Origin of the sequence: Desertivibrio insolitus, from assembly GCF_017355965.1 — a bacterium.
Classification (GTDB): domain Bacteria; phylum Actinomycetota; class Actinomycetes; order Actinomycetales; family Microbacteriaceae; genus JAFIQW01.
Window position 1 is genome coordinate 315,598 of record NZ_JAFIQW010000003.1, and the last position, 13,539, is coordinate 329,136.

The following is a 13,539-nucleotide window of genomic DNA, read 5'->3' on the forward strand; positions in this document are numbered from 1 at the left end:
GGTGGGGCGAGAGGCTCGCTCCCGCCCCACCCGGCGAAGTGGGGAGAGCTACTTCCCTGCTTTCACGGCGAACGTCGCCGCAGCGTCGGCGTCGACCGAGCCACCGACCGTCACCTCATAGGTGCCGGATGCGGTCTTCCAGTCGTCGGCCTTGGTGTCCCAGTACTCGAGGAGGTGCAGATCCGCGAGGTCGTCCGCGGTCAGGGTCACCTGCACGTTGCGGTGCTCACCGGGCTCGAGCGTCACGCGCTCCCACCCGATGAGACGCTTCGAGGGCTCGCCCGTCGAGCTCGGCAGCTCGAGGTAGACCTGCGCCACCTCGGTGCCCGCGACGTCACCGGTGTTGGTCAGACGGAACCGCACGCGGATCTCCTTGTCGCCCGTCGTCGACTTCGGCGTCACGTTCACCTTGTCGTACTCGAACTCGGTGTAGCTCAGGCCGTGGCCGAACTCGAACAGCGGCTCGATGCCCTCGGACTCGTACCAGCGGTAGCCGACCTTCAGGCCTTCCGAGTACTCAACCTGGCGGATCTCGGTGCTGCCCGCCGGGCGGGTGGTGGAGCCGTTGGAGAATACGCCCGGGTACTGCGCCGCGTCCTTGCCCGTGGGCGTGTCCGCAACCGACTTCGGGAACGTCATCGGCAGCTTGCCCGACGGGTTCACGTCGCCGTAGATGAGGCGTGCGAGCGCCGGTCCCACCTGCTCGCCCGAGTGCCAGGCGTGGAGCACTGCATCGACCTTGTCGAGCCAAGGCATCTCGACCGCGGATCCAGCGTTGAGGACGGCGACCGTGCGCGGAGCCGATGCGGCCACCGCCTCGATCAGCGCGTCACCGTTGCCGTCGAGCCGCAGGTCGGGCAGGTCCTTGGTCTCACCCATCTTGTAGTGCCCGAAGACGAGGGCGACGTCGGCCGCCGCGGCGACCTGGGCTGCCTTCGCCGGGTCGGCGCCGTTGTCGTAGACGACCGTTCCGCCGGCTTCCTCGACTCGCTCGGTGATGCCGGTCAGCGGGTCCACGATCGCGTCGCAGTTCAGCGCTTGGTTCCCAGGAGGGCCGAACGGGAAGTCCCACGCGCAGCCGGTCTTGGCGCTCACGCCGTTGGTGGGCGTCTTGGATGCCGTCTGGCCGATGACGGCGACGGTGAGGTCACCTTCGGCGAGCGGCAGCACTCCGTCGTTCTTCAGCAGCACCGTGCTCTGCTCGGCAATCTCCCGGGCGAGCGCCTTGTGCTCAGGCGTCGACACGTTCGCGACCGGCGTCGCGGGCACCGGGTGGTCGAAGAGTCCGCCCTCGATGTACGAGTGGACGACCCGGAAGGCGGCCTCGTCGATGCGCGCCTGGGTGATCTCGCCGGCGGCGAGCGCGGCGTCGAGTCGAGCGGGGGTGAACCAGATGGGGCGGTTCAGCTCCTGGTCGAGCCCGGCGTTGAGTGACTCAGCGGTGGAGTGCACCGACCCGAAGTCGCTCATCACGTAGCCCCGGAAGGGGTAGTCCTCGCGCAGGCTCGTGGTGAGGATGTCGTTCTCGCACGCGTACACCCCGTTGACCTGGTTGTACGAGCACATCACGCTGCCGGGGTCGCTCTTGCGGACGGCGATCTCGTACGGCAGGTCGTAGATCTGCTTGAAGGTGCGCTCATCCATGTTGGACGAGCTCTCCTCGCGGTCCACCTCCTGCTCGTTCGCGACGTAGTGCTTCAGGTTGGCGACGATCGGCTTGTCGGGGTTGCCGTCCTCGAGGCCGCGCACGTTCGCCGCGGCCATGAGGCCGGAGAGCACGGGATCCTCGCCGAAGTACTCAGATCCCCGGCCGGAGAGCGGGGTCCTACCCGACGCGATGCCCGGGCCGAGGATGACGGCGTTGCGCTTGTCGAACGACTCGCTGCCGTGCGCAATCGCCTTCTCCTCCCCGAGTTCGAGGTTCCAGGTCGCGGCCACCGCGATCGGGCCAGGCCAGGCGGTCGTTCCGGCGGAGCGATAGACGCCGTCGGGACCGTTGTTGTAGACGACCACCGGCGTGCAGGGCACCTGCGCCGGGTAGACCACGTCGGCCTCGCCGCGGGCCGTCCATGTCGTCTTCGTCGGGTCATTCGCCGGCTGCTCCACGAGCCACCGGTACTTCTGGTGCTGGCTGCTGGCGTCGAGCAGCGCGTTGGCGCGCTCGGTGGCACTCAGTGACGTGTCCATCCACGGCACCGTCGAGCAGTCCACGGTGGCGGCCGCTGCCGGTGCCGCGAGCAGGCCGCCGGCGCCCGTCGCGACAACGATCCCGCTCATGACCACGGCGAGACCCCGTGCTGTCCTCCGCCGCGAGCGCGGCTTCCGGTTCCCAATGCGTCGTTGCATCAATTCGTTTCCCTCATCGTCGAGAGTCGGTCCCCCAGGACCGGGTCCATCTTTGTGAACCGCTTCACACACTCACAGCGCGGTGGAGGGTTGTCAAGAATGTTTTGAAGCGCATCATTTCCGGAGCGGAGTACGCGGAGCGTACGCCGCTAGAGGCGCGAAAAAGGATAGGACACGAGCACCGGGCCCTCGTGGCGCTCCTTGCCGCGCACCCAGGTGGTCCCGGCGGGCACGTCGACGGTCAGCTCGTCGCGGGTCGCGGTGACACCGATGTGGCCCCGCGCCGTCGGTACAGTGACGGCGGCCCAGTCGAGGTCGCCGAGGTCGGGTTCGACGACGAACTCCGACCAGCCGTAGCCGGTCGGACGGATGCCCAGCACGATCTGTGGCAGCAGGGCAGCAGGCCCCGACGACCAGGCATGACACAGGCTCTTGCCGAACGGCCGACCGTACATCTCCCAGGGAGAATGCCCGGGTTCGGGGAAGTCCTCCCAGAACGTCTTGGCGCCCTGCTCGAGCATCGGCGCCCAGTCGGAGCGGATGCGATCCAGTGCCGACCTTAGCTCGCCGGCGTCCGCCAGCGCCTGGATCGCGAACGCCCGCATGAAGGGCGTCTGTGCGTCGACGTGCTGCAGCGACTCCGCCGTCCGTCCGTCGGGTGGTCGGACACCGGCGAGTTGCGCTAGGAAGTCCGCGTAGCCTCCGTCGTCGTCGACCACGGTGGTGCCGATCGTCGGTCGCCAGCGCCGCGCGTCGCCGTCCCAGGCGGACCGGAGGGTCTGGCGCAGCCGAGCAGCGAGTTCCGACCAAGTCCCTGCGCCGGGATGATCCACCGCGCCGAGCACTTCGGACGCGCTCTCGAGTGCCCAGTGCCAGAGCATCTGCAGGGCCGTCGGCACACCGTCGTGGTCGGACCGGTACCCCCAGTCGATGAACACGGATCCAGGGCCGGCACCCACGAAGGCGTCGGAGCCGCTGGCAGGACGGAAAAGTCCGCTGGCGTCGGCATGCTGTGCGAGCGCGGAGACGAAGTCGTGGAGCACGTCCGCCTCGCGACGGGTGAACTCGCGATCGCCGAAGTACTGCAGGTGGGCCCGGTGGGCGATCACCCACCAGAGCGAGTAGTCCGCGATGCCGTTGACGAACCCGTCGACCACGCGACCGAGGGCCGCGAGCCCGTCCTGCACGATCGCCTTGTCGCCGAATGCGAAGGCGTTGGCGGTGATCCCCAGCGCCTGATCGCCGATCCACGGCATCCGGTCCCGCTTGATCCCGTCGACGACGAGTCCCTGCATGCAGAGCCGCATCGTGTAGGCGCTCGTCGACCAGATGCGGTTGAGGGTGTCGTCCGAGGAGAGGAACGCCCCACGGCGAGGCACGTCCCGCACGAGAGCGTCGACCGCGACCTCGGATGCCTGGGTGCCGGTGATCCGGAGATGCGAGATCGCCAGCGGCAGCACGGTGGTCCACAGACCAGGCGCGACGGCCACGACCTCTGGTACGACCTCGGTGAGCCGTTCGTCCGCCATCGCCTCGGCGAGGGATTCGCCGGGCACCACCGTCGGACGCTCGGGAGCGGCGATCAGCGGGCGGCCCAGGACCGGTTCCGCGAGACTCCACACGTCGGCTTCGGTGGGGACCATCTGCCGGCGCTGTGTCGGTTCCTCGACCCGATGCGGCGGTGTCGAACCACCGGCTCGAGGCGCGACGGCCTGCCATTCGCCGTCCCGCGCCAGGAAGGCCCATTCGACGCCCGTCCCGCTCGCCTCGGCGACGGCGCACGGTTCGCCGTCCTCCGACGTGAGTGTGAACTCGAGCACGGCGCTCGCCGGATGCAGCACCACCGTCCGGAGCCCGGCGCCAGTGGCCGGAGCGGGCTCCGCCGTTCCGCCGGAATCCATCCGGACCGCACCCGTTGCCATCAACGAGACATCGCCGGCCGTGCCGTCGCGGGATGTCCTGCGGAACCGGACGTGCTCGGCCGGACGCCCGAAGTTCTCGCTGTAGTCGACGTGACGACCGACGCGGCGCCCCTCGCTGACGATCCGGGCCAGGATGCCGAGCTCGCGGTCCGCTTCCGCGTACACCCAGTCGTGCGTCGTCCCCCGCTCGCCGGAGACGTCCGGGAACGGATCAGGACCCAGCTCGCGCAGCGCGGCGAGCAACTCCTCCCGCCCGGACGGCGGCGCGAGCCGGGTCGGGGTCGAGGTCACGCGGGCGCCCCCGCGACCGAGGCGCGCTCGATGCGGATCGTGTGCCGCCCGTGGCCGAGTTCGCCTGCCGTGGCAGCACCGTCGACGGTGACTACCGACTCCGGGGTCAGGGGCAGGTCGAGGCGGGCACGCACACCGAACGGCACGTGCACCTCCGCCTCGAAGAGCCGCTGATCGTCGATCCGCCAGTCGATCGACAGCTCGCCGTACGCGGTGTCGATGCTCGCACGTGCGCGGTCCAGTCCCACGCCCGGCCGGGGTGCGATGGACGCGACCCGGTAGCCGGGCTCCGCAGGTGCCAGCCCGGCGACGGTGCGATAGACCCAGTCGAGCATCGCTCCGTAGGCATAGTGGTTGAACGAGATCATCCCGTCGCCCTCGGTCGTGTCCATGTCGCCGGTGTGGATGCTGCCGTCCTCGCGGATCGCGTCCCAGCGCTCCCACACCGTCGTCGCCCCTCGTTCCACCTGGTAGAGCCACGAGGGCGCCTCCCGGCGGAGCAGCATGGAGTACGCCTCGGCGAGGTGACCGGTGTTGCTCAAGGCGAACAGCACGAGCGGCGTCCCGAGGAACCCCGTGGCGATGCGCCCGCGCTCGTTCCGCACGTTCTCGGCGAGTGCGGCCGCGACGGCGGTGCGCTCTGCTTCGGGAGCCACCCGGAACTCGAGAGCGAGCGCCGCGCCCGTCTGGGTGCGGAAGGCCTCGTCGCTCCACTTCCGCCACATCTCCTCAGCGACTGTCGCGGCGAGGTCGTCCAGACGACGGGCCTCGGCCTCGTCACCGACGAGACGCTCGGCCTGCGCGAGCAGCCGCGCGGACTGCACGTAGAAGGCGTTCGCGACGTAGTCCGACGAGACCTTCGCCGCCCAGGGGCGGTCGGCCGGGGCGTCGGGATCGAGCCAGTCGCCGTACTGGAAAGGCTCGTGCGGCAGGAGCACCTCGGTGCCGGCGCGGCGCTCCAGGTGACCGACCCAGCGACGCATGCTCGAGAGCTGGCGCCGCACAATGTCCGTGCCGCCGTACGACTGGTGCACGGCCATCGGCACGATGGTCGCGGCATCCGCCCAACCCGCGCGCCCGTTGGGGTCGATCGCGATGCCGCCCATGATCATGTCGCCGTGCCGGATGATGTCGGGTACGACGGAGGCGACGCCCCCCTCGTCGGTCTGGTCCAGCTCGAGGTCGCGGAGCCAGGACGCCCAGAAGCTCCGCGAGTCCACGAGGGTGGAGGCGGTGGGAGCGAAGGCCTGCGCGTCTCCCGTCCAGCCGAGTCGTTCGTCGCGCTGCGGGCAGTCGGTCGGCACCGAGACGAAGTTGTCGCGGAGCGACCACAGGGTGTTCTCGTGGAAACGGTCGAGCGCCTCGTCGGACGACGAGAAGCTCGAGCGCCGCGGCAGGTCGGTGGAGATCGCGACGGCGGTCGCCTCGAGCACACGGTCGGCTCCGCTGACCTCGGCGTGCTGGAATCCGTGGAAGGTGAACACCGGCTCGAGCAGGATCTCGCCGTCACGGGCGAGGACGTACGTGTCGGTGGCCTTCGCGCTGCGGAGCGCGGCGGTGTGCAAAGCGCCGTCGGGCTCGAGCACCTCCGCGTGACGCACGGTCACCGTCTGGCCGGCGCGACCCTCGACACGCAGTCGCACCCAGCCGGAGATGTTCTGCCCGGCGTCCAGCATCACTCGGCCGTCGCGCTCCTCGGCGCGCATGGCGCGCTCGTCGATGACGCGCACGGGAGCGACGCCCCGCGGCTCCAGCACCGCCACGTCGAACGGCACCGCGTCGGCAGCGGTCCACGCGGAGTCGTCGAACCCGACGAGAGACGCGTCACCGGCGTCCTCACGGAAGTCGATCGCCGTGCCGTCGTAGATGCTCGCCGACCGGATCGGCCCGAATCCGCCGCGCCACTCCCGGCCGGTCGCCACGACCGTGCGGTCACCTGAACCGTCGACCGTCTCGAGCTGCAGGAGCGCGCCGATCCGGTCGCCGTAGATCTCGGTGTGACCGGCGAAGCCGAAGCGTCCTCGGTACCACCCGTCCGCGACGGACACGGCGATCGCGTTGCGGCCGCTCTGCAGCAGCTCCGTCACGTCGACGGTGTCGACGAGCACCCGTTCGCGGTAGCTGGTCCAGCCCGGGGTGAGCAGCGCCCCGTCGACGAGCCGTCCGTTGAGCCGGACCTCGGCCGTCCCGAGCGCCGTCAGGTACAGCCGTGCGCTCGAGACGGACTGCGGAATGTCGAACTCGGTGCGAAGGATCGGTACCGGACCGGCGACTTCGCTCGGCACGTCGATCATCGTCGCGGTGTAGTCCGCGGGGGAGAGCCCGCCTTCGACCTCCAGAGAGTCGCTCCACTCGCTCCATCCGGTGGCGGTGGCGACGCGGACGGCGTAGTGGCGTCGCTCGCGAGCAGTCAGGGCACCACCCGGTGCCGGCACCTCGATCGGATCGTAGCCGGACACCGGCTCGTCCTCCACCCAGTCGGAGTCGGGGCGTCGGTGACGGAGCTGGTAACCCGTGGGTTCCTCGTCCCCGTCGCTCGAGGCCGTCCAGGTGAGCAGCAGCGGAACGAGGGGGAGTCCGAGGAGCCCCTGGTCGAACTGGTGACGAAGGCGGGAGACGGAGACCGAACGGTCGAGGTCGGTCGCGGAAGGAAGTGACATGGCTCTCCGATTTTGAAACGCTTCAGCCTCGAAGCGCTCGATCATTCTTCCCATGAGGCGGCGTGCGGGTCAAGAAGCCCCCTGGAGGGGTCTCCGTTATCCGATCGTGCCCCTCGGAAGGCTTGACAGCGGTGCAGCCGCCTTTCTATCGTGAAGCCGTCTTGAACCGATTCAAAGACGTTGGCGCCGGGTCACCGGACTTTTACAAGGAGGTAAAGGATGACAATCCGTAGAACCCGCAGGTTGGTGGCGGCCGGAGCGCTAGCCACGACTGCCGCGATGCTGGTCGGCTGCAGCGGCGGCGGTGGCAACAGCGGCGGCGACGGCTCCGAGCTCTCGATCTACATCGACAGCGCGGAGTCCACCGTCGCTCAGTTCGAGGGCATCATCGCGGCGTACGCCGAGGCGAACCCCGACGTCACCATCACCACCGAGACCCACCCGGCCGGCGGCGAGGGCGACAACCTCGTGAAGACGCGCCTTGCCACCGGCGAGATGAACGACCTCTTCTACTACAACTCGGGTTCCCTCTTCCAGGCGCTGAACCCCGACCAGACGCTCGTCGACCTGTCGGACCAGCCGTGGGTCGACAAGCTCGAAGAGGACTTCGTGACGACGGTCTCGACCGATCAGGGCATCTACGGTGCCCCTGCGAGCGCCTCCTTCGCCGGCGCCATGGTCTACAGCAAGACCGTCTACGAGCAGCTCGGTCTCGAGGTCCCCACCACGTGGTCCGAGTTCATGGCGAACAACGAGGCCATCAAGGCGGCCGGGATCACCCCCATCGCCCAGACGTACGGCGACACGTGGACCTCGCAGCTGTTCGTGCTCGGCGACTTCTACAACGTGCTCGCGCAGGACCCCGACTGGGCCGAGAAGTACACGAACAACGAGGCCAAGTACGTCGACGAGCCCGCCATCGACGGCTTCCGTCACCAGCAGGAGGCGTTCGAGGCCGGCTACTTCAACCAGGACTTCGCGTCGGCGACGTACGACGACGGCGTGCGCATGCTCGCCGAGGGCACGGCCGCGCACTACCCGATGCTCACGGGCAACGTGGCCGGCAACATCGGCAGCAACTACCCCGACGCGGCCGACGCGATCGGTGTCTTCGGTATCCCGACGGATGCCGAAGGCGTCGAGAACGGCGTGACGGTCTGGATGCCGAACGGCATGTACGTCCCGAAGTCCACCGAGGGCGCTCAGCTCGACGCGGCCATGGAGTTCCTCGAGTGGCTGACGTCCCCCGAGGGCTGCGAGGCCATCGCCGACTCGGTGACGCTCGGCGGTCCGTTCGTCGTCGAGGGCTGCGAGCTGCCGAGTGACGTGCCGGCGATCGTCTCCGACCTGCAGCCCTACTTCGACGAGGGTCGCACCGGGCTGGCGCTCGAGTTCCTCTCGCCGATCAAGGGACCGGCCCTGGAGCAGATCACCGTCGAGGTCGGCTCCGGCATCCGCAGCGCCGAGGACGGTGCCGCGCTCTACGACGAGGACGTCGAGAAGCAGGCCCAGCAGCTCGGCCTCGAGGGCTGGTAAGCCTTCTCACCACCATCTGATGGGGCGGGCGCCCAGGCGTCCGCCCCATTTCTTCTACCCCGAGGAGCATCAATGAGCGTCGCGACTCAGGCACTGTCCGAGCCGACCAAGCCGAAGCCCGGGTCGCCGCAGCGTCGTGGCGGCCGGCGGGCGATGAAGAGCCCCTACCCCACCTGGTTCTACCTGCCCGCGGGGCTCTTCTACATCCTTCTCTTCATCATCCCCACGGGCGCGTCGTTCTACTTCGCGCTCACCCGCTGGACGCTGTTCGACATCGAGTTCATCGGGCTCGACAACTTCGCCCAGTTCTTCCGCGAGCCCGCCCTGCTGCAGGGCTTCACGAACACCTTCATCTACGCGTTTCTGACCTCCGGGCTCAAGGTCGTGATCGGATTGCTGCTCGGGGTGTTCCTCACGTCGCAGATCCTCGCCCGCGGTTACCTGCGGTCGGTCATCTTCTTCCCCGTGCTGGTCAGCACGATCGGTGTCGGCGTCACCTTCGAGGTGCTGCTCGACCCGTTCGACGGCCTCGTGAACCAGAGTCTCGCCGCGCTCGGCATCACGGGGCCCGGCTGGCTGACCGACCCCGCCTGGGCCCTGTTCTCGGTCGCGATGGTCGACGTCTGGAAGGGCGTCGGTCTCGCCACCCTCATCTACATCGCGGGGATCGTAGCGATCCCCGCCGACTACTTCGAGGCGGCCCGCGTCGACGGCGCGAGCTCGTGGAACAACTTCTGGCACATCATCCTGCCGCTCGCACGGCCGGCCACGGTGACCGTCGTGATCCTGTCGCTGATCGGCGGGCTCCGGTCCTTCGACCTCATCTGGGCCATGACCCGAGGCGGGCCGGGATTCACGAGCGACGTGATCGCCTCCGTCATCTACAAGCAGTACCAGGCCGGGTTCTACGGCCTGTCGACCGCAGGCAACGTCGTGCTGTTCCTCGTGATCGCCGCGATCGTCGTGCCTCTGTCGTTCTGGCTCAACAGGAAGGGAACCGAGGCATGAACGCCGCGCGCTCCAGAGGGACCTGGCTCGGACTCATCGCGATCGTCGTCACGACGGTGGTGTTCCTGGTCCCGTTCGCCTTCATCGTGCTCACCGCATCGAAGTCCCAGCAGGAGGCGTCCCTCCTGCAGTTCACGCTCCCCACCCAATGGCAGTTCTTCGAGAACCTCGCCGCCGTCGTGGAGACGCGGGACGGGATCATCCTCCGGGCGTTCCTCAACAGCACGATCCTGACGGTCGCGAGCGTCGCCATCATGGTCGTGCTCGCAGCGATGGTCGGATACGTACTCCAGCGGCGTCAGTCGAGGTGGAACCCGGTCGTCAACCTGCTGGTGCTCGCCGGCCTCATCATCCCGCCCGCCGTCGTGCCGACGATCTTCCTGCTCCAGTCGCTCGGGCTGTTCAAGACCATGCCGGGCCTGATCGCGGTGCACGTGGCGTTCGGGCTGTCGTTCTGCATCCTGTTGTTCAGGGCCTTCGTCGCGGGCATCCCTCGGGAGCTCGACGAGGCGGCGCTGCTCGACGGCGCCTCGCCCCTCCGGCTGTTCTTCTCCGTGATCTTCCCGCTGCTGCGGTCGGTGATCGTCACGGTGATCGTCGTGCAGGCGGTGACCGTGTTCAACGACTTCACCTACGCGCTGTACTTCCTGCCAGGGGAGGAGAACGCGACGGTTCAGCTGACGCTCTACAACTTCCAGTCGCAGGGCCTCAACCAGTGGAACCTGCTGTTCATGGATGTGCTGCTGATCACGGTGCCCCCGCTGATCATGTACATCTTCTTCAACCGGCAGATCGTGGCGGGAATGACCTCCGGCGCGGTCAAGGGTTGATTGCGGCCTGAGTATTCTCAAGCGAAGCGAGGAAGCAAGGGGGTGGGAGCGGTGGAGGCCAAGCGCCGGTCGACGAGGATCTACGACGTCGCCGAACGGGCAGGTGTCTCGGTCGGCACCGTCTCCCACGTCCTGAATCATCCGGCCCGTGTGACCCCGGCCACCCGCGAGCGCGTGCTGCAGGCGATCGAGGAGCTCGGTTTCGTCCGCAACGCCAACGCCAGCACTCTCGCGGCGGGGCATTCGCGGAACGTCGGTCTCGTGGCGATCGATCTCGGCAACTCGATGTTCGTCGACATCGCCAACGGTGCGCAGAGCGCCGCGCGCCCGGCTGGACTGGACCTCCTGCTGGCCGGCAGCGAGGACGACTACGAGACGCAGGCGTCGAAGGTCGCGTTCTTCGACGAGGCCAGGGTGAGCGGGCTCATCCTCGCTCCGATGCAGGACTCCGCCGAGCAGATCGAACGGTTCCGCAAGCACCGTCGCCCGGTGGTCGTCGTCAACTACGACCACAAGGACCCCGGGATCTGCAGCGTGATCGTCGACAACGAGCTCGCCGGTCAGCTCGCGGCCGAGCACCTGCTGTCGCTCGGTCGACGGCGGCTCCTCTTCGTCGGCGGTGACAATCCGGCGATCCAGCCGGTGCATTTCCGCTGGCTGGGCGTCGAGCGGGCACTACGCCGCTCGGGCGTTCAGGCGCAGGTCGAGATGCAGAACACCCCGGACCTCGAACCCGGCTCGGGCATCGCGGTCGCCGAACAGATCCTCGGACTGCCGGCCGAGGAGCGCCCCGACGGCGTCATCGCGGTGACGGACGGTCTGGCGGCCGGGGTGATCGAGGGACTGACAGCGGCCGGCGTGCGAGTACCCGTCGACATCGCGGTCATGGGATGCGATCACAACACCAGCGCCTGGACGGGCCGGCTCCCGTTGACCACCGTCGCGATGCAGGGCCGCGAGGTCGGCGAGACGGCGATGCAGCTCCTGCTCGAGGAACTCGACCAGGGCCCCGACCACGAGCACCGTCGGGTGGTGCTCGAGCCCCATCTCCTGGTGCGCGCCTCGACCGTGGGTTGGAACGGCTGAGCCACCCGCCCGTCATGAATGCTGCGCCGCCACCGATGCAGCGAGGCGCACCACCGGTTCGACCATCTCCGCTTCCGACGACAAGGAAGACCTCATGCCCTCAGGCCCCCGCCGCCTCATCCTCGACACCGACGCCAAGAACGAGGCCGACGACCAGTTCGCGATCGTTCACGCGCTGCTGTCCCCGACCCTCGACATCAGGGGGATCGTGCCCGCTCACTTCGGCACTCGCCGGAACGAGAACAGCATGCAGGAGTCGCGCGACGAGGTCGACCTGCTGTTGCGGATGCTCGATCTCCCGCATCCCGTCCGGGTCGAGAACGGCGCCGCCACTGCTCTCCCCGACCCCGCGACGCCGGTGACCTCCCCGGGCTCGCGGCTGATCATCGACGAGGCGCTCAAGGACGAGGGAACGCTGTACGTGGCGTTCCTCGGCCCGCTGACGGACATGGCGGCGGCGCTCCTGGAGGAACCGTCGATCCAGGATCGCGACGTGGTGGTCGTCTGGATCGGGGGGCCCAGCTACGACGGCATCCTTCCCGGCTACAGCCCCGAGTTCAACCTCTCCAACGACGTCCACGCGGCGAACGTCGTCATGGACTCGCGGGTGCCGGTGTGGCAGATCCCGATGTCGGTCTACACGATGATCGGCGTCGGCTACGAGGAGCTGCGCCACCGCGTCGAACCGCTCGGTGAGTGGGGTTCGTACCTCGTCCAGCAGGTGATCGACTACAACGCGCGCGAGCCGGACGAGATGATGGATTTCCGGTCGCTGGGCGACAGTCCCGCGATCGGGGTCGTCATGAACCCGCTCGGCGCGCAGTGGCGTGAGCGCCCAGCCCCCCGCTTCACCGCGGGAGGCGAGATGGAGCTCGTCGAGGCGGGGCGCCGCGTCATCCGTGTCTGCGACGCGGTCGACACACGGTGGCTGCTCGAGGACATGTTCCACAAATTCCGGCGCTTCCACGAGTCGCGCAGCCCGTCGCGCTGACCTCGGTCGGTCTCGATGAAGCCGTGCGCCGCGGCATCCGCGCGCACACGAGAAGAAGGAGCGAGCGTGCCCGCACGACTCGAAGGCAAGACCGTCCTCGTCACCGGGGCAGCGACGGGGATAGGCCGCGCGATCGCCGATCGCTTCGTCTCCGAGGGGGCGCGCGTCGCGTACGCCGACCGTGACGCAGACGGCGCCGGCGCGGCTGCCGCACACGACCGGGCGCTGGCGGTCGGGATGGACATCAGCGACGAGCGCTCGGTGGAGGCCGGCTACGCGGCCGTCGCCGCGGCCGGGTGGGAGCTCGACGTCGTCGTCGCCAACGCCGGCATCCAGCTCTTCGGGCAGGACGCGAAGATCGCCGACCTCGACCTGAGCACGTGGCAGCGCACCATCGACGTCAACCTCACGGGCACGTTCCTCACCGTCAAGCACGGCGTCCGTGCGCTGCGCCGGCACGGGCGCGGCGGTTCCGTCATCTTCACCGGCTCGCCCACAGCGCTGAACGGCGAGGGGAACGAGTTCACCGCCTACTCCTCGAGCAAGGCCGGGATGCACGGCATGGCCCGTGCGGTCGCGGGCGCGTACGCCGCCGAGAACATCAGGGCCAACGTGGTCGTGCCGGGCTACACCGAGACCACGCTCGTGGCGGCGATCGCCGACGATCCCGCCTCTCGCGCCGCGATCGTCAGCCGCATCCCGCTCGGTCGCGCCGGCAGCACCCGCGACGTCGAGGGGGTGATGGTGTTCCTCGCCTCCGACGACGGCGCCTTCGCGACGGGCGCCGAGTTCCGCGTCGACGGCGGCATGACGACACTCTGACCCGGGCGGCGCACACCCGCCGAGCGGCATCCGCGGCCCCGTCCTAC

9 protein-coding genes are annotated in these 13,539 nt (G+C 68.8%); 6 read left to right on the forward strand and 3 right to left on the reverse strand.

All coding sequences use genetic code 11. The annotated features are described in order from the left end of the window. Positions 1-48: 48 nt before the first annotated feature. The 3 genes from JUB10_RS08250 to JUB10_RS08260 all read right to left on the reverse strand — a co-directional run bounded on the left by JUB10_RS08250 (position 49) and on the right by JUB10_RS08260 (position 7,219). A complete protein-coding gene (locus JUB10_RS08250) occupies positions 49-2,277 on the reverse strand; it encodes a beta-glucosidase (protein ID WP_207455371.1) in 2,229 nt (742 codons plus the stop codon). A gap of 218 nt (positions 2,278-2,495) precedes the next feature. Beyond that, positions 2,496-4,559, reverse strand: coding sequence for an alpha-L-rhamnosidase-related protein (locus tag JUB10_RS08255; protein ID WP_207455372.1), 2,064 nt, complete (start codon positions 4,557-4,559; stop codon positions 2,496-2,498). Continuing rightward, positions 4,556-7,219, reverse strand: a complete 2,664-nt coding sequence (locus JUB10_RS08260; RefSeq protein ID WP_207455375.1) for an alpha-L-rhamnosidase — start codon at positions 7,217-7,219, stop codon at positions 4,556-4,558. The genes JUB10_RS08255 and JUB10_RS08260 overlap by 4 nt, the downstream gene beginning before the upstream one ends. Positions 7,220-7,438: 219 nt before the next feature. On the opposite strand from JUB10_RS08260, the gene JUB10_RS08265 reads away from it, so the two are divergent. The 6 genes from JUB10_RS08265 (at position 7,439) to JUB10_RS08290 (ending at position 13,492) form a co-directional block, all read left to right on the forward strand. After that, positions 7,439-8,755: an ABC transporter substrate-binding protein gene (locus JUB10_RS08265; protein ID WP_207455376.1), complete on the forward strand. Its 1,317-nt coding sequence runs from the start codon at positions 7,439-7,441 to the stop codon at positions 8,753-8,755. A 72-nt stretch (positions 8,756-8,827) separates the two neighbouring features. Then, a complete protein-coding gene (locus JUB10_RS08270; RefSeq protein ID WP_374191696.1) occupies positions 8,828-9,763 on the forward strand; it encodes a carbohydrate ABC transporter permease in 936 nt (311 codons plus the stop codon). Next, positions 9,760-10,593 (forward strand): carbohydrate ABC transporter permease, encoded by an 834-nt coding sequence (locus JUB10_RS08275; RefSeq protein WP_207455378.1) that lies wholly within the window; start codon positions 9,760-9,762, stop codon positions 10,591-10,593. Before JUB10_RS08270 ends, JUB10_RS08275 begins: the two co-directional genes overlap by 4 nt. Before the next feature lie 42 nt (positions 10,594-10,635). Next, positions 10,636-11,679, forward strand: a complete 1,044-nt coding sequence (locus JUB10_RS08280) for a LacI family DNA-binding transcriptional regulator (RefSeq protein WP_207455386.1) — start codon at positions 10,636-10,638, stop codon at positions 11,677-11,679. 94 nt (positions 11,680-11,773) lie between these two features. Continuing rightward, positions 11,774-12,670 (forward strand): nucleoside hydrolase, encoded by an 897-nt coding sequence (locus JUB10_RS08285; RefSeq protein WP_207455400.1) that lies wholly within the window; start codon positions 11,774-11,776, stop codon positions 12,668-12,670. Positions 12,671-12,736: 66 nt separating this feature from the next. Next, on the forward strand, positions 12,737-13,492 hold the full coding sequence (locus tag JUB10_RS08290; protein WP_307859154.1) for an SDR family NAD(P)-dependent oxidoreductase: 756 nt from the start codon (positions 12,737-12,739) through the stop codon (positions 13,490-13,492). Positions 13,493-13,539: the final 47 nt, after the last annotated feature.

What these genes read in the sequence shown, in the direction of transcription:
- JUB10_RS08265 (WP_207455376.1), top strand. Translation starts at nt 7,439, where the DNA reads ATGACAATCCGTAGAACCCGCAGGTTGGTGGCGGCCGGAGCGCTAGCC.
- JUB10_RS08250 (WP_207455371.1), bottom strand. Translation starts at nt 2,277, where the DNA reads ATGAGCGGGATCGTTGTCGCGACGGGCGCCGGCGGCCTGCTCGCGGCA.
- JUB10_RS08260 (WP_207455375.1), bottom strand. Translation starts at nt 7,219, where the DNA reads ATGTCACTTCCTTCCGCGACCGACCTCGACCGTTCGGTCTCCGTCTCC.
- JUB10_RS08285 (WP_207455400.1), top strand. Translation starts at nt 11,774, where the DNA reads ATGCCCTCAGGCCCCCGCCGCCTCATCCTCGACACCGACGCCAAGAAC.
- JUB10_RS08275 (WP_207455378.1), top strand. Translation starts at nt 9,760, where the DNA reads ATGAACGCCGCGCGCTCCAGAGGGACCTGGCTCGGACTCATCGCGATC.
- JUB10_RS08270 (WP_374191696.1), top strand. Translation starts at nt 8,828, where the DNA reads ATGAGCGTCGCGACTCAGGCACTGTCCGAGCCGACCAAGCCGAAGCCC.